This is a genomic window from Aeromonas sp. sia0103 (assembly GCF_963895295.1).
Classification (GTDB): domain Bacteria; phylum Pseudomonadota; class Gammaproteobacteria; order Enterobacterales; family Aeromonadaceae; genus Aeromonas; species Aeromonas encheleia.
In genome coordinates this window covers 34,714-56,025 of sequence record NZ_CAWQKG010000006.1, presented here as the reverse complement: position 1 = coordinate 56,025, position 21,312 = coordinate 34,714, and the positions used below count along the sequence as shown (strand labels likewise).

Here is a 21,312-nt window from a genome sequence, read left to right as displayed (position 1 = left end):
GCCTTACTCCTGGAAGTAGGTGCCCCAGCCGTCGTAATCCACGCCGTATTTCTCGAGGACCGGCAGCATCTTCTCGATGTCGGCGACGATGGCTTCGATCTCCAGCTTGCGCACTACGGTGGCGTCGAAGCAGAAGATGGGGGCGCCGTCGTCCAGCTCCATCTCTTCGGCATCGGTCACCTCGAACCCGGCCTTGAACAGATCGACCGCCGCCTTCTCCAGCAGATCGAAGTCCTGGCAGGCAAAGTGGTGCTCAATCTCGTAGTCCACATCCGGATTGCTGCCGTCGGCCAGCAGCTCGTTGACGATGGCGGTGGTCTCTTCGCGCCACTCTTGCATATTGATACTCATATAAACCCCAGACGGTATTTGATGGATGTCTACACCCGGCTGGCCGGCAATAGGCACTCTTGCCGCCAGGGGTATGGTTGCGGCAAAGCATACCCGCAGAGTGCATCCGGCTCAATGCGAGGGACCAAGATAACTGCCTCGCCCGCCCCCTCCCAAATGGTGGTGTCCGCAAAAAGGTTAAAAAAGGGTAATCAGCTGCCCAAGAATTAGATGCACATACATAACTTCACATACTCTCAGCCACACCTTGCGTTCAGCGTCATTAGGCCACTCAAAACCAGTACATTTCACCTTGCAGCCCTTGATGACAAATGCCCTGCCTGAGGGTATCAAGGGACGCGGGTGAATCACTACCCGCCAGGAAAGCGGAGTCCGACGGGCTCCCTTTTTGATCATGTGAAGGAGCACATAGTAATGCCTAAAAAAACAATAATGAGCCTGCTTGTCGGCTCGACCCTTATGATTGGAAACCACGCCATGGCCGCCCCGGTCCATGGTCCCTTCGATGCCCCCCTCGCCGACGAGGTGAAGGTGCTGGAGATGCTTAAAAAGAGCGGCCACATCCCGACCCTGGCCTCTCCCGAGCAGGAGCAGGCCGCGCTGGCCCGCTATTACCGCGACAAGGCGCGGGCCTATCCGGGCGGCAGTGGCAGCCTGGCGCAGAAAGAGGGCAAGGTGCGGGAGCGCATCCTCAAGAAGATCCGCCTGAACGGCACAGCACGGCCGGGTGACAGGGTGCCGACCCTGCGGCTCAAGGCGATCGAGCAGGAGCACTACAGCGGCAAGATGCGCAAGGACAAGATCCTCGCCATCCTGGTGGACTTCCCGGACTACCCGAAGAACAGCCTCAGCCCCGAGCTCACCAAGATGTACTACCCGGACTACACCCCGGCGCACTACAACGACCTGCTGTTCTCGGCCAAGGGCTATGCGGGACCGGGCGGCGAGCGCTTCATCTCCATGCGCCAGTTCTACGAGCAGCAATCCGGCCAGAGCTACAGCGTGGGTGGCCAGGTGGCCGGCTGGTATACCGCCGCCAAGAGTGCCGCCTACTACGGCAGCAACCTCAACGAGACGGCGGTGCGGGAGCTGGTGAAGGAGGCGCTGCTCCAGGTGGCGGGGGATCCGGCCATCGATCTCGCCCAGTTTGACCAGGAGGATCGCTACGATCTGAACGGCAACGGCAACAGAGACGAGCCGGACGGCCTCATCGACCACCTGATGATCTTCCACTCCAGCGTGGGGGAGGAGGCGGGCGGCGGCGATCTCGGCGAAGATGCCATCTGGGCCCATCGCTGGAACCTCGGCACCCCCTATCCCATCCCGGGCACCGACAGCCCGAGCGGGAACTTCGGCGGCCAGTTCGCCGCCTACGACTACACCATCCAGCCCATCGACGCCGCCGCCGGGGTCTGTGCCCACGAATATGGCCACGATCTCGGGCTGCCGGACGAGTACGACACCAAGTACAGCGGCAAGGGGGAACCGGTGGCGACCTGGTCCATCATGTCGTCCGGCTCCTGGGCCGGGGTGATCGGCGGCACCGAGCCGACCGGCTTCTCCGCCTGGGCCAAGGAGTTCCTGCAGGCCTCCCTCGGCGGTAACTGGCTGCACGGCAGCAACCTGCGGCTCGACGAGCTCAGCCCCCGCGGCAACGTCTACATGCTGGATCAGGCCAACGACAAGGGCCGCAACGACGACGTGGTGCGCATCAACCTGCCCGCCAAGCAGATCCCGCTCAACCCGCCCTACGCCGGCCAGTACCAGTACCACGGCGGCAAGGGCAACGGCCTCGACAACCGCATGAGCCTGGCGCTGGATCTGACCGGCAGGCAGAGCGCCAGCCTGGCGTTCAAGGCCTGGTATCAGATCGAGGAGGGCTTTGACTATGCGCGGGTGCTGGTCAACGGCGAGCCCATCCCGGGCAACCTGACCACCGCCGACGATCCGAACGGGGTCGGCTTCGGCGTCGGCCTCACCGGCAACTCCAACGGCTGGGTCGATGCCGAGTTTGACCTGAGCCCCTGGGCCGGTCAGCGCATCGAGCTCAGCCTGCAATACCAGAGCGACGCCGGCGTGGCCGAAAACGGCCTGTTCGTGGACGAGATCCAGCTGGTCGCCGACGGAGAAGTCGTGCTGAGCGACGGGGCAGAGGGCAGCGCCGCCTTCACCCTGGCCGGCTTCGTGCAGAGCAACGGCAGCGAGGCCAAGGATCACTACTACCTGGCCGAGTGGCGCAACCATGCGGGGGTCGACAAGGGGCTGGCCCACATCAACGTGGCGGATCAGCTGATGCGCTACGAGCCGGGCATGCTGCTCTGGTACGTGGACAACAGCCAGGCCAACAACTGGGTGGGAGTCCATCCGGGTGAAGGCTTCCTCGGCGTGGTGGATGGGGATCAGCGCACCCTGAGCTGGAGCGATGGCGCCGTGGCCGGCACCCGCTACCAGATCCACGACGCCACCTTCAGCCTGGGCTTCCAGCGTCCGCTCGACCTCAAGCATCCGAGCGGCGCCCTGCTGCGCGACTTCTGGATAGCCCCGAACCGGGTGTTCAAGGATTCCCGCAGCTACCAGAGCGACGCCATCCCGGATGCGGGTCGCCTGCTGCCCGAGTATGGCCTCAAGATCAGCGTCACCGGCCAGGCCCGTGACATGAGCACGGGCCGCATCATCATCAGCCGTCATTGAGTCATGACGGAGTGCAACCGGGGGCCGCTGGCCCCCTTTTTGTGGCCGCCAGGCGGGAAGCCGGCGCCTGCTGTCCCTCGTGCCCCCCGGCAAGCGCCCCGGTGGCGGGGCGGCGAGCGGATTGCTCGGTTATCGAGCGAACGGCACCGCAATCTGCACCCCATGGTTGACACCCCAGTCCAGAAAGGGTTTAATGCGCGCCGTTGCCCAGATAGCTCAGTCGGTAGAGCAGGGGATTGAAAATCCCCGTGTCGGCGGTTCGATTCCGTCTCTGGGCACCAACAATTCCTCCTTAGTTCAGTCGGTAGAACGGCGGACTGTTAATCCGTATGTCACTGGTTCAAGTCCAGTAGGAGGAGCCAAATTTGAAAGGCCCGCTCACTCGAGCGGGCCTTTTTGCATCTGGCGTTCGCGCGCGGCGGCGCAGCCCTCCCCACAGAGCTATGACAGGTTCTCGTCACCGTGCCAGACGTGGCCGGCATAGCAGGCCCGCGCGACCTCGTGGCAAGGGTCATCGGCGTGGCGGCGGAAGAAATGCTGATCCCGTTGCAGCAGCAGCGAGCTCATCGAATGGTTGATGCTGGCCAGCGCCTCACCGGCGGTCAGGCCGGCGACCCGTTGATCGGTGGCCAGATGGGCCAGAACTCTCTCACGACTATTCATGATCGTCTCCCTCGGTGGATCGAGTCGTAATCTGACCATAGCAGCAGCTCTCCGGCTACCGCAAACTCGGTGCCATGGGTGGCCCCGGGCCGGTCCCGATCCCCGTCATATCGGTACTGGTTGGAGTCTCATCACCCGGCAGGCGGCGCCCAATGACAAGGCCCGCTCGAGAGAGCGGGCCTTGTCAGTCTGGTCATCTGCTAGCCGCCATTACAGGCCGCCAGCAGCAGAGTGGCCCCGCAGGTGGCGCTGAACATCAGCAACCCAGCCTGCAACACCCCTTCCGGATCCGTCTGTTTTCTTCTCTTCCTGAACCTTATCCATTTAGGCTTCATCGAGCCCACCTCATCCTTTCTTGTGCGCGACTCCTGCGCCGGCTCTCCTGCCTTGCTCGGCAGGCGGCTCATCTTTGGACAAGCGCCACTCGCCGTCAATCACCCGCCAATAATAATTCCGGCCAGGCCCTCGCCTGGCTGGCGAGGTGGCTCGGCGGCCGCTCAACAATAGCGAAAAGCGGCGTGACCCATCCCCCATGCCAGGGCTATGATGAGCCGACGATTTCCTACCCTCAGGGAGACCCAAGATGAGCAGCCCCTTGCGTTATGTGCTGGACGGCATCCATTGCGAGCCACACTTCTTCACCGTGCCCCTCGACCACCAGCAGCCTGACGATGAGGAGACCATCACCCTGTTTGGCCGCACCCTCTGTCGCCAGGATCGGCTGGACGATGACCTGCCCTGGCTGCTCTTCCTGCAGGGAGGCCCGGGCTTCGGAGCCCCGCGCCCGACCGCCGCCAGCGGCTGGCTCAAGCGGGCGCTGCAGGAGTTTAGGGTGCTGCTGCTCGATCAGCGCGGCACCGGCCACTCCACCCCCATCCATGCCGAGGCGCTGGCCCAGTTCACGCCCCGCCAGCAGGCGGACTATCTCAGCCATTTTCGCGCCGACAGCATAGTGCGGGACGCCGAATACCTGCGCGAGATCCTGAGTCCGGGCCGGCCATGGAGCCTGCTCGGCCAGAGCTTCGGCGGCTTCTGCAGCCTCACCTATCTCTCCCTGTTCCCGGACAGCCTGCACGAGGTCTACCTCACCGGCGGTGTGGCCCCCATAGGCCGCAGCGCGGACGAGGTCTACCGCGCCACCTACCAGCGGGTCGCCGACAAGAATCGCGCCTTCTTCGCCCGCTTCCCCCACGCCCAGGCCATCGCCAACCGGCTGGCGAACCACCTGCATCACCACGAGGTGCGCCTGCCCAACGGCCAGCGCCTGACGGTGGAGCAGCTGCAGCAGCAGGGGCTGGATCTCGGCGCCAGCGGCGCCTTCGAGGAGCTCTACTACCTGCTGGAGAACGCCTTCATCGGCGAGCGGCTCAACCCCGCCTTCCTCTATCAGGTGCAGGCCATGCAGCCGTTCAACACCAACCCGGTGTTCGCCATCCTGCATGAGGCCATCTACTGCGAGGGGGAAGCCAGCAACTGGGCGGCCGAGCGGGTCAGGGGCGAGTACCCGGCCCTGGCCTGGGCGCCGGGCAAGGACTTCGCCTTCACCGGCGAGATGATCTACCCCTGGATGTTCGAGCAGTTCCGCGAGCTGATGCCGCTCAAGGAGGCCGCCCACCTGCTGGCCCACAAGGCGGACTGGGGCCCGCTCTACGATCCGGCCCGGCTGGCCCAGAACCGGGTGCCGGTGGCCTGCGCCGTCTACGCCGAGGACATGTACGTCGAGTTCGACTACAGCCGCGAGACGCTCAAGGGCCTCGGCAACAGCCGCGCCTGGATCACCAACGAATACGAACACAACGGCCTGCGGGCCGACGGCGAGCAGATCCTGGACCGGCTCATCCGCCTGAATCGGGATCGCTGATCCCGGCCCGGGCAGCAGGCCCGGGGCAATGACATCCTAAAATTGAGGGCGGCCCATGAGCCGCCCCACCCTGTCGGAAGCAACACACAATAATAAGGATCACCATTGGAACACCCGGAAACCTCGGCCGGCTGGCTGAGCCGTCTCTTCTATCACTGGACGGGGCCCTTGCTGCGCAAGGGTCTGAGCGAACCCCAGGTCAGCCTCGACGATCTCTATCCTCTGCTGCCGGAAGACAGGCGTGACGAGCGCGCCGACGCCTTCCTCGCGCTGACCGCCACCCGACCGGTGCGGCCCTGGCCCATCATGGCCTTCATCTGGCATCACTACCGCGGGCGCATCGGCCTGCTCACCCTGCTACAGCTGCTCGGCATGCTGGCGACCCTGGCCAGCCCCTGGCTGCTGAACCACAGCATGACCCAGCTCGGCGCCGGTGCCAGCACAGGCCACAAGCTGCTGCTGGCCTTCGCCCTGTTCGCCTCAGTGCTGGCCGCCGGCATGCTGGCGGAGCACTCCCTGCAGCTGGCGCTCAAGATGCACGTCCCCATTCGCCGCCTGCTGGCCGAGTCCCTGCTCGCCAAGGTGATGAAGCTGGGGGGCAAGAGCTTCGACGACCGCGCCGGTGGCCGAGTACAGAACCTCATCAACCGGGACGTGTGGGACATCACCTGGATCCTGGCCGATCCCGCCATGCCGCTCACCATGGCGCTGCAACTGGCCGGCACCATAGCCCTGCTGGTGTGGCAGGTGGGCAGCGCCGGTCTGGTCGGCTTCGCCGTGCTCACCCTGCTGCTGCTGGTCTCCACCCGGGTGGTGCGCCGCATGAACCAGCAGGAGCAGCAGCTCAAGCGCCAGCAGGACGAGCGCAACGGCATACTGGCGGAATACATCAAGAAGCTGCGGCTGGTGCGCCAGAACGGGCTCGGCGCCTTCTTCACCCAGGCGGCGAACGCCAAGCGCCAGCAGGAGCTCGGCGTGCTCGGCCGGGTGCTCAAGCTCGATGCCGTCAACAGCTTCCTGATGCTGAGCACCCCGCTGCTGGTCACCCTCGCCACCTTCACCACCTATCTCGCATCGGGCCAGAGCCTGACCCTGCCCCAGGTGTTCACCACCATCGCCCTGTTCGCGGTGCTGCGCATCCCCATGATGCGGCTGCCCTACCTCATCCGCACCCTGATCAACTTCAACACCGGCTTCAACCGGCTGTGCGACTTCCTCAACAGCGCGGAACAGCACCGGGATCTCAATGATCCCAGCCTGCCCGTCGGCAGCCTGCGGCTCGAGGCCGTCACCGCCCTGCACCAGCACAAGGCAGTGCTGCAAGGGGCCAGCCTCGCTATCCAGCCGGGGGAGCTGGTGGGGATCACGGGGGCGACCGGGGCAGGCAAGAGCTGCCTGCTGCACCTGATCGCCGGCTTCGACAACGAGTTCGAGGGGGAGATCCGCCGCCACGGCCGGGTGGCCCACCTCGGCCACAAGCCCTGGCTGATGAACGACACCATCCGCAACAACATACTGTTCGGCCAGCCCTGGCACGGCGAACGCTATCGCTGGGTGCTCGGCGCCTGCGCCCTCAGTGCCGACCTCAGCCTGCTCAGCCACGGCGATCAGACGCTGGTGGGTGAACTCGGCACCCGCCTCTCCGGCGGCCAGCAGCAGCGGGTTGCCCTGGCGCGCGCGCTCTATGCGAAGGCCGACATCCTGCTGCTGGACAACCCCCTCTCGGCGCTGGATCCCATCGTCTCTGCCCAGGTGCTGGAGCAGGGGCTCGCCTTCAAGCCGGGCCCCACCCGGCTGCTGGTGAGCCACGATCCGGACGTGCTGGCCCACTGCGATCGGGTTATCCGGGTCGAGCAGGGCCAACTGGTGGAGCTCGACGCCCACCAGCTGGCGGATCTCATCCAGCACCCGCAACCGGCCCCCATGGTGGCGCCGCAGGAGGCGGAACAATTCAGCGAGGAGAAGGTGGTCGAGGGCAAGGTCGACTGGGGCCTGTTCGGCTTCATGTGGCAGCGCCTGGCCGCCCCCGGCGCCATCCTGATCGCGCTGCTGCTCACCCTGGGCCAGGAGGGGCTGCGCATCGCCTCGGATCTCTGGCTCGGCGGCAAGGCCGAGGTGGCGGACGTCCGCACCCTGCTCGGCATCTATGTGCTGCTGGGGGCGGGCTCCCTCGTCTGCATCATGGTGGTGCGGATCATCAACTACAAGCTCGGCCTCAAGCTGGCCTGGACCCTGTTCGACGGCATGCTGGGCCGCATCAGCCGCGCCCCCATGGCGTTCTTCGACAAGGTGCCCCAGGGGCGCATCCTCAACCGCTTCGATCGGGATCTCGGGGAGGCGCAGGAGATACTACTGTCCATGCTGATGGGGCTGTTCGCCATGCTGATCTCGGTGCTGCTGCAGGTGGCGGTGATCGGCGTCAACATGCCGCTGCTGCTGCTCATCGCCCCCCTGGTGGGCTGGGCGCTCTATGTGCTGCAGCGCCGCTACCGGGCGGTGCAACTCAAGCTGCGGCGCCAGTCCTCGGTGCTGCGCTCCCCGCTCTACATCAGCATCAGCGAGACCATCCGCGGCGCCCCCGCCCTGCGCCTGGCCGGCGCCGAGCGCTACGCCCTGGATCAGGTGCTGCTGCACTATGACAACAACCTGCGCAGCTGGTACACCACCACCTCCATCAACCGCTGGCTCGGCATGCACCAGACCCTGCTCTCCGCCGCCCTGGTCGGGGCCGTGGCGCTGATGGTGGCCTTCAGCAACAGCTCGCTGCTGGGGGCCGTGGCCATCACCTACGCCTTCACCGCCTCGGCCATGCTCAACTCCCTGATCCGCACCTTCGCCGAGGTGGAGCAGGTGATGAACGCGGTGGAGCGGGTGCGCGAGTACAGCGAGATCGAAAGCGAACGCCAGGAGGGTGAGCCGCTCGCCACCCCTCATCCCAGGGTGCGCTTCGACAACCTGGGGCTGCGCTACCCCGAGGCTAGCCAGTGGGCGCTGCACAAGGTGAACTTCGAGCTGGCCCCCGGCGAGAAGGTCGGCGTCTGCGGTCGCACCGGCGCGGGCAAAAGCTCCCTGCTCGGGGTGCTGCAGGCCATGTATCCGGTCTCCCAGGGCGAGATCTACTACGGCGAGCAGCCGCTGTCGGCGCTGGCACCTGAGGCGGTGCGCGATCTGTACGACACCGTCTCCCAGACGCCGCTCACCTTCTTCGGTACCCTGCGCGCCAACCTGGCCCCCCTGACCCGCCACGACGACGAGGCGCTGGAGCTGGCGCTGGCCCGGGTGGGTCTGGCCGAGCGCTGCGCCGGTCGGCTGGACGAGGATCTCGACAAACTGCAGCTGTCGGCCGGCGAGACCCAGCTGCTGGTGATCGCCCGCATCCTGCTGTCGCGCCGCCCGCTGATCGTGCTGGACGAGGCCACCTCGGATCTCGATCACGGCGGCATGCGCAAGATGGCGGAGCTGCTCTATCGCTACCGGCCCGAGGCCAGCTATCTGGTGATAGCCCACCATCTGGAGCCGCTCTTGTCGGTGGACAAGGTGGTGGTGATGGAGGCGGGTACCGTGGTGGAGCAGGGCTCGCCGGTCAGCCTGCTGGCCAACCCGGACTCCCGCTTCCACCGGCTGTTCGTCGGTCAGGTCAACCGCCAGGTGGCCGAGATCACCGGCTGAAATAAAAGGGCTGCCCGCGGGCAGCCCTTCTCGTCCTGCGCCCCTCAGCGCTCCATGATCTGGGTGATGTCATCCTTGTTGATCAACATCTCCCGCCCCTCTTCGTCGTAGTAGCGGTACATGCCCGTGTCCTCATCCAGCTTGGGCTTGCTGTCGGTGGTAATCATCTTCCCGTCCCGGGTGCTCATGATGTATTGAGAGCTGCACGCCACCAGTCCCAGCACGCACACCAGAATCATCATCAGTCGTTTCATCGCCCGCCTCTTCTCCCTCCGGCATCCTCAGGACGAGGATGTTTCTTGAAGCCTAGCTCAAGCGCCTCCCCCCGAATGAGTGCCGCCAGAATATGAGAACGACGAGGTTAATCAGCGAGTTAACAAAGGGATGCGGCAGGAGATCCAGATGAAAAAGGCCGGACATGGGTCCGGCCTTTGACAGGGTAACGCAGGAGCGCCATCAGCCCTTGGGCTGACGCTCACCGGTGACGGTGGGGTTCTTGGGATCTGAGCTCCACTCGTACCAGCCGCCGTCGTAGACGCTGATCCGCTTCCAGTCCATCAACCAGGCGTAGAAGAAGGCCTCGGAGGCGCGCCAGCCGGTACCGCAGTAGAAGGCGGCCTGCTGGGTCGGCTCTATGTTCCACTCATCCCACATGGCGAGGATCTCGCGCGCCGGCTTCATGGTGCCATCCGGATTGTGGAAGTCGCTCATGCTGTTGGCATCCACCCCACCACGACCCCACTTGGCGCCGGGGATGTCACCCTTCGGCTTGATGTAGCTGTAGCCTGAGGTCTTGCCGACGAACTCGTCCCAGGTACGCACGCTGACCAGGGCGCCATCGGGCTGCTTGAGCAGCTCCTTGGCCTGGGTCAGGGAGGTGAGGTACTCGGGGTGCGCCGGAATGGCCACACCGAACTCCTTCACCGGCTCGTACTTGTTGGCCAGACCGGTCTCGGTGCGCAGGTGCTGCACGAACCAGGCATCCAGGCCGCCATCCAGCAGTCGCACGTCTTCCACCCCGGCGTACATCATCAGGTGAGCGGCACGGGCCGCCGCCATGGTGTTGCGGCCATAGAGAATGACGGTGGTGTCGTGACGGATGCCGTTCTCCAGCAGCAGCTGCTTGAGCGCCTCATCGGACACCTTGTTCCACAGCGGCTCCTCTTCCAGGCGGTTGGTGTCGATGTAACCGGCCCCCGGGATGTGGCTCAGCAGGTAGGCCTTGGGTGAACCCCAATCCACCTCGAACAGCTTCCAGTCACCCTTGGGCTTGGCCACCACCGGCTTGCCTTCCTGCAGATCCGCCAGCCAGCGCGGGTAGACCAGCTGCTGCCAGCGGGTCAGGGCCTCGCGCGGCGCGGCCTTCCAGTCCTGCAGCTCGAACAGCTGCTTGATGCCCTGCTGGCGCAGCAGGCGGGCCACCTCGGCCACCCCGCGCGGCTCGCCATAGAGTGCCACCGGACGGTCCGCACTCAGTCCCTTCTCCTTGAGCGCCTTGGCCCACTCCTCGTCACCGTATTTCCACTCGGCGGAGAGGCTCTCGGCGCCGGCCACATGGCCGCCCTGCTGCTCATCTGCCATGGGCCAGCCCTGGTAGAAGTAGCTGGGGCGGGTATCCAGGATGACGGCCTCCTTGGCCTTGGCATCCGCCAGGGAGAGGGGGGGCAATTCCGCCGCCAGGGCGGGCAAGGCGCACCAGAGCAGCAAGGCGGCCAGACCGGCCCGCAACAGGGCTGTGATTCGTTTCATGATGTTGTCTCGATCCATAGTGAACAAAATTAGAAAATAGAGCGGCCAAGGCGCTCCGCCAGCAGCTCCAGCGCGGCCGTGCCGGCCAGCGAGTTGCCGGCCTTGTTGAGCTCCGGTGACCAGACGCAGACACAGAGTTCGCCCGGGATCAGCGCCATGATGCCGCCGCCGACTCCGGACTTGCCCGGCATGCCGACCCGGTAGGCGAAGTCACCCGCCTCGTCGTAGAGGCCGCAGGTCGCGAGCAGGGCATTGACCTGCTTGGTGGTGCGCGCCGGCAGCAGCGGCGTGCTCTCGCCGAGGGGCACGCCGCGATTGGCCAGGTAGATGAAGGTGCGCGCCAGATCGGCACAGCTCATGCGAATGGCACAGGCATTGAAGTAGCTTTGCAGCACCTTGTCCACTTCGTTCTCGAAGTTGCCATAGGCCTTCATCAGGTAGGCGATGGCCGCATTGCGGGCGGCGTGCTGATACTCGGAGCGCGCCACCACCTGATCCGCCATGATGGCCGGGTTGCCGCACAGGCGGCGCACCAGCTCCAGGGTGCGTTGGCGGGGGGCGGTGAGCCGCGTCTCCAGCAGGTCGCTCACCACCAGGGCCCCCGCATTGATGAAGGGGTTGCGGGGAATGCCCTGCTCGAATTCGAGCTGCACCAGCGAGTTGAACGGCTGGCCCGAGGGCTCCTTGCCGACCCGGGCCCAGATCTCATCCTCCTGATAGAGGGTCAGTGCCAGGGTGAGGCTCAGGGCCTTGGATATGCTCTGGATGGAGAAGGCTTCGAAGGCGTCACCGGCGGTGAACAGCTCCCCTTGCACGGTACAGACCGCGATGCCGAGCCGATCGGCGGGAACCTGGGCCAGCGCGGGGATATAGTCGGCCACCTTGCCTTGTCCCAGCAGGGGACGAACCTGCTCGAGAATGCTGGCCAGTAATTCGGATGACAACACCATTGGCTATTCCATGACATGAAGCGGGGTGAGGGGCCGCCCCCACCGACAAAAATCCCGCCGGCGGCGGGATTTTCTATGTGCCCGTGACAGGCAGTCCGATATCAGGCCGGCTCGCCGTACCAGAGGTCGAACAGCTCGGTGACCACCACGGCTTCCATCCCCTTGCCTTCCAGCCAGGATTTGATGACGGCACGGTCTTCCTCGGTGCACTTGCCCAACTGCTGGGTGCAGATCATGCCTTCCCAGGACAGATGACCCGAACCGGCGAAGGCCAGCTTGCGGGGTTCAATCACTTCATCAATAAACGCATCGACCACGGTATCGATGGTCTCTTCGGCGGTGCCGACCGGGAAGTTGAAACTGATGTCGAATCCCATTTCCTGGAATTCATCGACGCGCAGTTTCTTACGCAGACGGCGACTACGATTGGCCATGCTAGCTCCTTAGGTTTGTTGACACGTTAACTTAGTTAACTCGTTTGAAAATCAGATCCCAAACCCCGTGCCCAAGACGATGGCCACGTTGTTCGAATTTGGTCAGCGGGCGCCAGTCGGGACGCGGCACCCAGTTGCCGCCAGGGGCGGTGTTCTCATAGCCTTCGGCGGCACTCATCACCTCCAGCATGTGTTCGGCATAGTTCTCCCAGTCGGTGGCCATGTGGAACACGCCACCGATGGCCAGCTTCTGGCGAACGTCCTGGGCGAACGCCGGCTGCACGATGCGACGCTTGTGATGACGGCTCTTGTGCCAGGGATCCGGGAAGAACAGCTGCAGGCAGGAGAGCGAGCCGTCCGGAATCATGTGCTCAAACACCTCGACCGCGTCGTGGCAGATGACGCGCAGGTTGGTGACCCCCGCCTCCTGGGCGGTGCCGAGGCAGGCGCCGACGCCCGGGGAGTGCACCTCGATGCCGATGAAGTTCTTCTCGGGGGCATTCTTGGCCATCTCCACCAGGGAGGCGCCCATGCCGAAACCTATTTCCAGCACCACGGGCGCGTCGCGCCCAAACAGCGCCACCATGTCGAGCGGGGCCGGTGCAAAATCGATACCCATGACCGGCCAGAGCTCTTCCAGGGCCTTCTCCTGCCCTTTGGTCAGGCGGCCTTCGCGACGGACGAAGCTGCGGATCTTGCGCATGAACTTGCCGTCTTCGTTAAATACATCTTGGGTCACAGGCATAATTGTCTCGTTATTTCATCAATCCGGGTCATACATCTCAGGTCAATCCGGCTGGGGACGACTCGAATGAATAGTCTCGTTATTTCATCAATCCGGGCAACACATCTCGGTCAGTCCGGCTGAGGGTCGACCTTGAGTGGCTCGTTATTTCATCAGTCGACGAAAACAGGGGAGCGAATTATCCCAAGATAGGCCCAAGGCGCAAGTGTTTAGCGCAACAAATCCCCCGTCTCTTGCCAATTCAGCCAGTTCGGTTGACAAATGCCACCCCCTTCACAGAATCTGCCGGGCGTCAGGTGCATCCTGACACGCGATAATAAAGCCATACACAACAAAGGATTGCAGTATGAAAAAAACAGTATTGTGCCTCGCCACCGCAACCCTGCTGGCCGGGTGCAACCCCTCGGACAATGATTCACAAGCCCCCGCCCCCGCCGACCAGGCCTACGAGTATCTGGTACAGCTGAGCTCGGGCGCAGAAGGGATAGGGGCCAGACCCACAGGCACCGAGGCCGAGACCCGCGCCGCCGCCTGGATCCAGGATCATCTGACAGGCTGGGGCTACGAGGTACAGAACCAGCCGTTTACCTACACCAAGGGCGGTGCCAGCAAGCACTCCCAGAACCTCATCGCCGAGCTCAAGGGGCAGAGTGACAGGGTGATCCTCATCGGCGCCCACTACGACAGCACCGGGGACAAGAAGGGCTCTGAGGGGGCCACCGACAACGGCGCCGGGGTCGCCGCCCTCTTGGCGGTCGCCGAGGCGCTCAAGGGCCAGACTCTGCCCTACACGGTGCGCTTCGCCTTCTTCGGCGCGGAAGAGAACGGCCTCAACGGCTCCAAGGCCTATGCCGCCGGCCTGGACGGCGCCGCCGTCACCCAACTGCTGGCCATGGTGAACTACGACACCATCGCCGGCGGCGACATCGTCTACGTTCACTCCGCCCACTCCGACGTGAGCGAGTACAACTGCGCCGAGCCGAGCCGCTACAGCTTCGATCCCAAGGTGCGGGATCGCCTGCTGGCCATCTCCCAGCAGGGTGCCACCCCGTTCGCCATCCATCCCAGCTACGCCGGCTACCCGGAAGGGGAGACCGGCAGTTGGTCGGATCACGCCCCCTTCGCCTGCCTGGGGGTGCCCATCGCCTACGTGGAGGCGACCAACTTCACCATCAACGGGGCGGACGGCTATGACGGCTACTCCCAGAGCACCAACCCGGCGCTGTGGGACTGTTACGATGACGCCAGCAAGAGCGCCTGCGATCGGGACAGCGAGACCCAGTGGGGCAAGATCTGGCACACCCAGTACGACCGCCTCGACAAGATGGCCGAGCTGTTCCCGGGCCGGGTCCAGCAGCAGCTTGGCGCCAACACGGATCTGATGATCCGCTTCCTGAAGGAACCCGGACTCTGAGTCGGCGCTGACGGCCGACCGCGAACGGGTCAGGGGTTTTTACGCCCCGCCCCCGCTCGGAGACGATAAAATTCGGGCAGGTGTCAAACCTGCCCTTTTTTATGGATTTTTGTGACAGCCATTGCCTCATTTCTGAAATCTGATACAAACGGATAACCTGGCGGTTGAATGGAGCGACCGCCACCCAGTCAGAGAGAACCCTATGCAGCCGTTTTTTGCCCAGCGCTTCGAGAAGGTCGAACCTTCCTTTATCCGCGAAATCCTGAAAGTCGCCGCCAATCCGGAGATCATCTCCTTCGCCGGCGGCCTGCCCAACCCGAACCTGTTCCCGGTCAAGGCCATCGACCAGGCCTGCCAGGACGTGCTGCGCGAACAGGGCGCCGCCGCGCTGCAATATGCCGCCACCGAAGGCTTCGCCCCGCTGCGCCAGTACATCGCCGATCGTTACCTGACGCGCCACGGCATGACGGTGGACCCGGACAACATCCTGATCACCAGCGGCTCCCAGCAGGCGCTGGATCTGCTGGGCAAGGTGCTTGTCAACGAGGGACAGGATCTCATCATCGAGGAGCCCGGCTACCTGGGTGCCATCCAGGCGTTCTCCGTCTATCAGCCGAACTTCCGTCCCATCACCCTGGGGGAAGAGGGGCTGGATCTGGCCGCGCTGGATGCGCTGCTGGAGCGAGGCTCCGATGCCAAGCTGCTGTACGGCGTGCCGAACTTCCAGAACCCGAGCGGTGTTTCCTACAGCCGCGCCAATCGCGAGGCGCTGGCCGAGCGACTGGTACGCCACGAGCTGCTGATGGTGGAAGATGACCCTTACGGCGAGCTGCGCTTCGAGGGGGAGCACCTGCCCCCCATCGCCAAGCTGGCGCCGAACAATACCGTGCTGCTCGGCTCCTTCTCGAAGACGGTGGTGCCCGCGTTTCGTCTCGGCTGGATGCTGGTGCCGGACTGGCTGCGCAAGAAGGTCACCATCGCCAAGCAGGCCACGGATCTGCACAGCAACGCCTTCAGCCAGCAGGTGCTGCACCGCTTCCTGACCGACAACTCGCTGGATGCCCATCTGGAGAAGATCAAGGAAGTCTACGGTCGCCAGCGCGCCGCCATGGAAGCCGCCCTGGCTCGCCACTGCCCGCCCGGCGTCAGCTACACCCGGCCGGAAGGGGGCATGTTCCTCTGGCTGACTCTGCCCGCCAGCATCTCCGCCATGGAGCTGTTCGACGAGGCGATCAAGGAGAAAGTTGCCTTCGTGCCCGGCGCCCCTTTCTATGTGCGCCCCGAGATCAAGAACACCCTGCGCCTGAGCTTCTCCTGCGTGGACGAGGCCACCACCGAGGAAGGGGTCAAGCGGCTGGCCCGCGCCCTGGCCCGCATGCTCTGAGCCCTCGCCTGATGAAAAAAACCAGCGACCTCGGTCGCTGGTTTTTTTATGGCCGCCTGCCGGCCTCAGCGGCTCAGCCGCTTGCTGAATTCCGCCATCGGCATGGGTCTGCCGTAGAAGTAGCCCTGCAGGAAGGTCACGTCCCGCGCCCTCAGGTAGGCATCCTGCACCTCGTTCTCCACCCCTTCCGCCACCAGCTGCAGGCCGAGCCGGGTCGCCAGATCGATGACGTTCTCGACGATGTGGCTGGACAGCGCATCGGACCCTATCATGCCGACGAAGCTCTGATCGATCTTGAGGAAATCGACCTGGAAGGTCTGCAGATAGGCCAGGCTGGAGTGGCCGGTGCCGAAGTCGTCGATGGCGATGAAGACGCCAAGATCGTGCAGCTCGGCAAACAGCCGGTCGCTCACCTCGTCCGCCACTATCAGCTCCCGCTCGGTCAGCTCCAGCACCAGCTTGATGGGATTGGCCTCGAACGCCTTGATGAAGGCGCGGCAATCGTCCACCAGGCTGAGATCGTGGCAGTGGCGGGCACAGACGTTGAACGCGAAGTGAAACCCGGCCGGCAACTCATGCACCCTGGACGCGAAGTGCTCGCGCACCTGGCGCATCAGCGCACTGGTCATGGGGATGATGAGGCCGGAGGCCTCCGCCATGGGGATAAAGCGATCCGGCGAGATCATGCCCTGGCGGGGATGCTGCCAGCGCATCAGCACCTCGCAGCCGCTCCAGTGCGCGTCGTCACCCGTCACCACGGGTTGCAGGTGCGGCAAGAACTCCCCCTGATCCAGCGCCCGTTTCAGCTCCTGCGTCGGTGAGGTCGAGCGCCCCATCAGCCAGAACACCCCCACCCCGAACAGCAAGCTCAGCAGGGGATAGACGATGAGACTGATCTTGGAGTAGTCCCAGATATGGGCGCCGTATTCGTCCACCGAGAGGGTGGTCGCCACCTTGAACGGGTACTTCTCCGAGGCCTGCTCCAGGTAGCCAGGCGCATCTGAGGGGAACAGCTGATCGGTGAGCTTGCTGTCGCGCAGCAGCATCTGCGGACCCACCACCAGCCCAAGGGGAGAGGTGCGGCTCAGCATGTCGAGGATGTTGAGCAGGTAATAGCCATCGACCCCGACCAGGATGCCGTACTCCCCCACCTCCTGTCGGTAGACGATGAGCGGCCGATCCGGCGTGACCGGATTGCCCCGCATGAGATCGAGCTTGCCCTGGACATAGTCCTCGAGATAGATCCGGCCCTTGACCGGACCATAGAGGGAGGTGCAGTAGATGGTCTCCCCCTCGGTCAGGTTGACGCTGCGCACATCCGGCACTGTCGCCACCTGATCCCGCAGGCCCTGCACCACCTCGAGGCAGGGCTTGCCCACGTTGCCCATGACCGCCGAGGCGGCCAGCTGGGCGTTGTCCAGCGTGCGGTCAAACATGCGCTGCGCATGCACCAAACGCTCCACCGCATCCTGCTTCACCCCGTCCACCGTCTGCCAGGCGACGATGGCCAGTCCCAGCACCACGGGCAACAGAGCGGCCAGCAGGGCACAGGCCAGCCGGACATAGAATTGACGCACCCTCAGACGACGAAATGGCATGATTCCCCACAATGGCAAAGGCGAAAAAGCAGACAAGTCTACGCCTTGTCCGCGACTTGGCAAGTCACGAGGGCGCGAGATGAGTGATCCATGCGGCCCCCGACGAGCCGTGAAACAAGCCTCATCCCCACATCTTATTCCCGCATGCCGGGTCGCCACAGTCTCCCCCAATCTTCGCAGGCCAATCCAGGCGCTGGCGCACAAAAAATTATAATACTTTCAAAAACAGTTGCTTGTTCATCCGGACCCCGCCCTCTAGAGTAGAGCCAACAGCATCAGGGAGGCAGGACATGAAGATACTGATCACGGGGGGGACAGGCTTTATCGGTCGCCGCCTGGTGGCCCATCTCAAGGTGCAGCACGAGGTGGTGGTACTGACCCGCCAGGGCAGCCGGGCCTACGATCTGCTCGGCCACGACATCAAGCTGCTCGACAACCTGGATCGGCTGGACGATCTCAACGACGTGGACATCGTCATCAACCTGGCCGGGGAACCCATCGCCAGTGGCCGCTGGAGCGAGCAGCGCAAACAGCTGCTGTGCAACAGCCGCTGGCTGCTGACCGAGCAGCTGGTGGATCTCATCAAGCTCTCCAGCACGCCCCCCAGGCTGCTGCTGAATGCCTCCGCCATCGGCTGGTATGGCCGCCAGGGCGATGAGCCGCTGGACGAGCAGTGCCGCCAGCCCCATGACGAGTTTACCCATCGACTCTGCCAGCAGTGGGAGAGCCTGGCCCAACAGGCCCGCGGCCCCCGCACCCGGGTCTGCATAGTGCGCATCGGCCTGGTGCTCGGCCAAGATGGCGGCGCCCTGCCCAAGCTGTTGCCCCCCTACCGCCTCGGGCTGGGTGGCCCCATGGGCTCAGGCCGGCAGGTGATGAGCTGGATCCATATTCAGGATCTGGTGCGCGCCATGCTGTTCCTGCTGGAACACGACGAGTGCGACGGCATCTTCAACGGCACCGCCCCCCAGCCGGTCGACAACCGGACCTTCAGCCAGAGCCTGGCCCGCAGCCTGCACCGCCCCCACCTGCTGTGCGTACCGGCCGGGGCACTGCGCCTGCTGCTGGGCGAGGCGGCTGACCTGCTGCTCACCGGTCAGCACGTGCTGCCCACCCGGTTGCAGCAGGCAGGCTTCCATTTTACCTACCCAGAGCTGCCCCAGGCCCTCGACAACCTGCTGCACGCCCCCCGCTGAGACCCACAAAAAACAGCGCCCGGCCAAGGCCGGGCGCTGTTTGAGAGAAGGGCGCAGGTTCGATTAGTCATCGGACGCTCGCGTAGCTGGCAACCAAGCATCAGCATCCCCGTTAGTCCGATTACGCCACTTCGTGGCTAATCGAATCTACAGCAGCCCCTGCCCCAGCCCTCGCAGCCGATCGCTCAGGGTCCCCGCCAGCAGCTGGCGGCGCATGCCCTGACCGGCCAGGGTCACCAGCAGCGCCCCCAGCAGCGGCAGCCCGGCCCAGATGGCCCAGTGGAACTGCCAGCGGCCATCGAACCACCACCACTGCAGGCCGAACGAGCAGAGCTCGACCACCATGGCGGCGCACAACCCCGCCAACAGGCCACTCGCCACCAGCTCCCAGCGCAGCATCTTCTCGAGCAGGGCGCTGCCGGCCCCCAGGGTGCGCATCAGCAGCAGCTCGCGCCGCCGATGGGCCATGCTGGCCTGGGTCTGGGTCAGCAGCACCAGCAGGGCGGCCACCGTCACCAGCCCCAGCATCAGCCCCAGCGCCCGGCTCACCTGATCCGAGACCACGGTGAGTCGGGCTATCAAGTCCTCCACGTCGATGAGGCTGACGGTCGGATGCCGGCGGATCAGCTCCACCTCGGCGCTGCGTCCCTCTGGGGGCAGGCGATAGCTGCCAAGCCAGGTCTGGGAGAAGGGCGCCAGCAGATCCGGCGAGAAGATCATGTAGAAGTTGGGCCTCATGTTGTCCCACTTGATGGATCTCAGGCTGGTCACCCTGGCCTCGAAGCTGCGCCCCTCTATGGTGAAGCTGAGCACGTCGCCGAGGGCAATGCCGAGCTGGCCCGCCAGCACCTCGTCGACGGAGACCTCCCCCTTGCTGGCGAGCCATTGCCCCGCGGTCAGCTGGTTGTCGGGGGGGAGCGCCGCCGTGGTGGTGAAGTTCAGCTCGCGGTTCACCCCCTCCCGCGCCGCATCCTCACCCACCGCCTGGCCGGCGATCCGGGTCAGGCGCCCGCGCACCATGGGATAGAAGTCCGAGGTGATGGCACCGGCCTGGCGCAGGTCCGCCAGGATCCCGTCCCGCTCCTGATCGGCCACATTGACCAGGAAGCGATTGGGGGCATCCGCCGGCAAGCGGGCGGAGAAGTCGTCCAGCAAGTCGACCCGCGCCGCCCACAGCAGCCCGAACAGCATGAGCGCCAGCGCGAAACCCGCCAGTTGGAACAGGCCGCTGCCCCGCTCGCGGGAGAGGTGGCTGATGGCCAGGCGCAGGGCATGGGGGCCCTTGAGCCGGCTGCCGAGTCGCAGCAGCCCGGAGGCCAGCACGGCCAGCAACCCCATCAGCACCCCCATGCCGCCGATGAGACCCAGCGCCAGCCTGGCGTCGGCGGTGAAGCCCCACACCAGACCAAATAGCCCGAGCAGGCCGACCGGCACCGTCAGCCAGGGGGGCACGCCCGCCTCCAGCTCACGGCGCAGCACCCGCAGCGGCGGCACCTTGAGCAGCCGCAGGAAGGGGATGAAGGCCAGCAGCAGGGTGATGAAGAAGGCCACCGACAGGCCGAGGGCGAAGGGGCGCCAGGAGGGCGGCGGCAGATCGCTGGGCAGCAGATCCCCCAGCAGTTGCAGCGTCAGCCACTGCATCCCGCTGCCCGCCACCAGGCCAATGAAGGCACCGATCAGGGTCAGCGAGAACAGGAGCGTGCCCATCAGCTGCCAGAGGGTGCGACGGGACGCGCCCAGCGTCTTGAGCAGCGCCACCATGTTGGTCTGCCGCTCGGCGAAGTGGCGCACCGCTATGCCCATGGCCAGGGCCCCCAGCAGCACCCCCGCCAGGGAGGCCAGGCGGAAGAAGCGCTCGGCGTTGGCCAGGGATTTCCCCACCTGGGAGCCCTGATCATCCGGCTTGATCAGCTTCTGTCCCGCCGCCAGCTTGGGCTTGAGCCAGCGCTCGTAGCTGGCGATTCCCTCGCGGGGGCCCTTGAGCAGATAGCGCCACTGCTGGCGGCTGCCCGGCAGCAGGGCACCGGTCGCCTCGATGTCGGCGCTGTGGATCAGGGCCCGTGGCGCCATCTGGAAGGGGCTGAAGCCCTGATCCGGCTCCTGACCCAGCTCCCCCGCCACCTTGAGGCTGGTGTTACCGACCTCCAGCTCGTCCCCGAGCCTGGCGCCGAGCAGTTGCATCACCCGGGCGGAGAGCCAGATCTCGCCGGGCGCGGGCGCCCGCTGCGGCATCAGCTCCAGCTTGCCATAGAAGGGGAAGTCGCTCGGCACGGCCCGGATGGAGGCCAGTTGCAGCCCATCCCCGTGAAACAGCATGCTGTTGAAGCTGACCGTGGTCTGGATGGAGAGGCCATACTGCCGGGCCTGCTCGAGCCAGGCCTCAGGCGCCGGGGTCGCGGAGCGCAACACCCGATCGGCGCCGATGAAGTCACGGCCCGAGGCCTTGAGCCCGGCATCCAGCCTGTCCGCCACCAGCGCCACGCTCAGCACGCAGGCCACACTCAGCGCCAGCGCCAGCACAAACCAGCGCAGCTCGCCGCTGAAACCCTCGCGACGCAGCAGCTTAAATCCCAGTCGCCATTGACTCATGACTGACTCCTCACACCC

15 protein-coding genes and 2 tRNA genes are annotated in these 21,312 nt (G+C 65.0%); 8 read left to right on the top strand and 9 right to left on the bottom strand.

The genetic code is table 11. The annotated features are described in order from the left end of the window. Positions 1–3: 3 nt before the first annotated feature. Positions 4–339, bottom strand: a complete 336-nt coding sequence (rraB, locus tag AACW18_RS02250) for a ribonuclease E inhibitor RraB (protein ID WP_042651675.1) — start codon at positions 337–339, stop codon at positions 4–6. Positions 340–828: 489 nt separating this feature from the next. Here rraB and AACW18_RS02245 point away from each other — a divergent pair, with 489 nt between their 5' ends. From AACW18_RS02245 to AACW18_RS02235, 3 genes are all read left to right on the top strand, one after another. Further along, positions 829–3,042 (top strand): immune inhibitor A domain-containing protein, encoded by a 2,214-nt coding sequence (locus AACW18_RS02245; RefSeq protein ID WP_256352011.1) that lies wholly within the window; start codon positions 829–831, stop codon positions 3,040–3,042. Positions 3,043–3,247: 205 nt separating this feature from the next. Beyond that, positions 3,248–3,323, top strand: a tRNA-Phe gene (locus AACW18_RS02240). Between the two features lie 5 nt (positions 3,324–3,328). After that, positions 3,329–3,404 (top strand) — tRNA-Asn (locus tag AACW18_RS02235). Positions 3,405–3,483: 79 nt separating this feature from the next. On the opposite strand, the gene AACW18_RS02230 is transcribed toward AACW18_RS02235, so the two are convergent. Next, positions 3,484–3,705 carry a hypothetical protein gene (locus AACW18_RS02230; protein WP_042651673.1) on the bottom strand — a complete coding sequence of 74 codons (222 nt, stop codon included), beginning with the start codon at positions 3,703–3,705 and terminating at the stop codon, positions 3,484–3,486. Between the two features lie 583 nt (positions 3,706–4,288). On the opposite strand from AACW18_RS02230, the gene AACW18_RS02225 reads away from it, so the two are divergent. Both AACW18_RS02225 and AACW18_RS02220 read left to right on the top strand, forming a co-directional pair. Then, entirely contained in the window at positions 4,289–5,566 is a 1,278-nt protein-coding gene (locus tag AACW18_RS02225; RefSeq protein ID WP_218390039.1) for an alpha/beta hydrolase, read from the top strand. Between the two features lie 105 nt (positions 5,567–5,671). Further along, the gene (locus AACW18_RS02220; RefSeq protein WP_218390038.1) at positions 5,672–9,235 is read left to right on the top strand and encodes an ATP-binding cassette domain-containing protein; all 3,564 of its coding nucleotides are present in this window, start codon (positions 5,672–5,674) and stop codon (positions 9,233–9,235) included. A 44-nt stretch (positions 9,236–9,279) separates the two neighbouring features. Here the strand turns inward: AACW18_RS02220 and AACW18_RS02215 are convergent, their stop codons facing one another. From AACW18_RS02215 to trmB, 5 genes are all read right to left on the bottom strand, one after another. Further along, the gene (locus AACW18_RS02215; protein ID WP_042651670.1) at positions 9,280–9,489 is read right to left on the bottom strand and encodes a YgdI/YgdR family lipoprotein; all 210 of its coding nucleotides are present in this window, start codon (positions 9,487–9,489) and stop codon (positions 9,280–9,282) included. A 202-nt stretch (positions 9,490–9,691) separates the two neighbouring features. Then, on the bottom strand, positions 9,692–10,984 hold the full coding sequence (locus AACW18_RS02210; RefSeq protein ID WP_218390037.1) for a sulfurtransferase: 1,293 nt from the start codon (positions 10,982–10,984) through the stop codon (positions 9,692–9,694). Between the two features lie 29 nt (positions 10,985–11,013). Further along, positions 11,014–11,934, bottom strand: coding sequence for a glutaminase B (gene glsB / locus AACW18_RS02205; protein WP_042651668.1), 921 nt, complete (start codon positions 11,932–11,934; stop codon positions 11,014–11,016). 101 nt (positions 11,935–12,035) lie between these two features. Then, on the bottom strand, positions 12,036–12,368 hold the full coding sequence (locus tag AACW18_RS02200; RefSeq protein WP_042651667.1) for a YggL family protein: 333 nt from the start codon (positions 12,366–12,368) through the stop codon (positions 12,036–12,038). Between the two features lie 31 nt (positions 12,369–12,399). After that, positions 12,400–13,113 (bottom strand): tRNA (guanosine(46)-N7)-methyltransferase TrmB, encoded by a 714-nt coding sequence (trmB, locus tag AACW18_RS02195; protein ID WP_218390036.1) that lies wholly within the window; start codon positions 13,111–13,113, stop codon positions 12,400–12,402. Between the two features lie 346 nt (positions 13,114–13,459). Here trmB and AACW18_RS02190 point away from each other — a divergent pair, with 346 nt between their 5' ends. Continuing rightward, complete coding sequence (locus AACW18_RS02190; RefSeq protein WP_218390035.1) at positions 13,460–14,527, top strand: M28 family metallopeptidase; 1,068 nt, start codon at positions 13,460–13,462, stop codon at positions 14,525–14,527. A gap of 202 nt (positions 14,528–14,729) precedes the next feature. After that, positions 14,730–15,911 carry an aminotransferase-like domain-containing protein gene (locus tag AACW18_RS02185; protein ID WP_042651664.1) on the top strand — a complete coding sequence of 394 codons (1,182 nt, stop codon included), beginning with the start codon at positions 14,730–14,732 and terminating at the stop codon, positions 15,909–15,911. Between the two features lie 65 nt (positions 15,912–15,976). Here the strand turns inward: AACW18_RS02185 and AACW18_RS02180 are convergent, their stop codons facing one another. After that, entirely contained in the window at positions 15,977–17,509 is a 1,533-nt protein-coding gene (locus AACW18_RS02180; RefSeq protein WP_218329816.1) for an EAL domain-containing protein, read from the bottom strand. Positions 17,510–17,799: 290 nt separating this feature from the next. Between AACW18_RS02180 and AACW18_RS02175 the strand changes: the two genes are divergently transcribed. Beyond that, complete coding sequence (locus AACW18_RS02175; RefSeq protein ID WP_218290467.1) at positions 17,800–18,705, top strand: TIGR01777 family oxidoreductase; 906 nt, start codon at positions 17,800–17,802, stop codon at positions 18,703–18,705. A gap of 147 nt (positions 18,706–18,852) precedes the next feature. Here AACW18_RS02175 and AACW18_RS02170 read toward each other — a convergent pair whose 3' ends face one another. Continuing rightward, positions 18,853–21,294 (bottom strand): ABC transporter permease, encoded by a 2,442-nt coding sequence (locus AACW18_RS02170; RefSeq protein WP_218390034.1) that lies wholly within the window; start codon positions 21,292–21,294, stop codon positions 18,853–18,855. Between the last annotated feature and the right edge of the window lie 18 nt (positions 21,295–21,312).

What these genes read in the sequence shown, in the direction of transcription:
- AACW18_RS02185 (WP_042651664.1), top strand. Translation starts at nt 14,730, where the DNA reads ATGCAGCCGTTTTTTGCCCAGCGCTTCGAGAAGGTCGAACCTTCCTTT.
- AACW18_RS02215 (WP_042651670.1), bottom strand. Translation starts at nt 9,489, where the DNA reads ATGAAACGACTGATGATGATTCTGGTGTGCGTGCTGGGACTGGTGGCG.
- trmB (WP_218390036.1), bottom strand. Translation starts at nt 13,113, where the DNA reads ATGCCTGTGACCCAAGATGTATTTAACGAAGACGGCAAGTTCATGCGC.
- AACW18_RS02170 (WP_218390034.1), bottom strand. Translation starts at nt 21,294, where the DNA reads ATGAGTCAATGGCGACTGGGATTTAAGCTGCTGCGTCGCGAGGGTTTC.
- AACW18_RS02180 (WP_218329816.1), bottom strand. Translation starts at nt 17,509, where the DNA reads ATGCCATTTCGTCGTCTGAGGGTGCGTCAATTCTATGTCCGGCTGGCC.
- AACW18_RS02225 (WP_218390039.1), top strand. Translation starts at nt 4,289, where the DNA reads ATGAGCAGCCCCTTGCGTTATGTGCTGGACGGCATCCATTGCGAGCCA.
- AACW18_RS02190 (WP_218390035.1), top strand. Translation starts at nt 13,460, where the DNA reads ATGAAAAAAACAGTATTGTGCCTCGCCACCGCAACCCTGCTGGCCGGG.
- AACW18_RS02230 (WP_042651673.1), bottom strand. Translation starts at nt 3,705, where the DNA reads ATGAATAGTCGTGAGAGAGTTCTGGCCCATCTGGCCACCGATCAACGG.
- AACW18_RS02210 (WP_218390037.1), bottom strand. Translation starts at nt 10,984, where the DNA reads ATGAAACGAATCACAGCCCTGTTGCGGGCCGGTCTGGCCGCCTTGCTG.
- AACW18_RS02200 (WP_042651667.1), bottom strand. Translation starts at nt 12,368, where the DNA reads ATGGCCAATCGTAGTCGCCGTCTGCGTAAGAAACTGCGCGTCGATGAA.
- rraB (WP_042651675.1), bottom strand. Translation starts at nt 339, where the DNA reads ATGCAAGAGTGGCGCGAAGAGACCACCGCCATCGTCAACGAGCTGCTG.
- AACW18_RS02245 (WP_256352011.1), top strand. Translation starts at nt 829, where the DNA reads ATGGCCGCCCCGGTCCATGGTCCCTTCGATGCCCCCCTCGCCGACGAG.
- glsB (WP_042651668.1), bottom strand. Translation starts at nt 11,934, where the DNA reads ATGGTGTTGTCATCCGAATTACTGGCCAGCATTCTCGAGCAGGTTCGT.
- AACW18_RS02175 (WP_218290467.1), top strand. Translation starts at nt 17,800, where the DNA reads ATGAAGATACTGATCACGGGGGGGACAGGCTTTATCGGTCGCCGCCTG.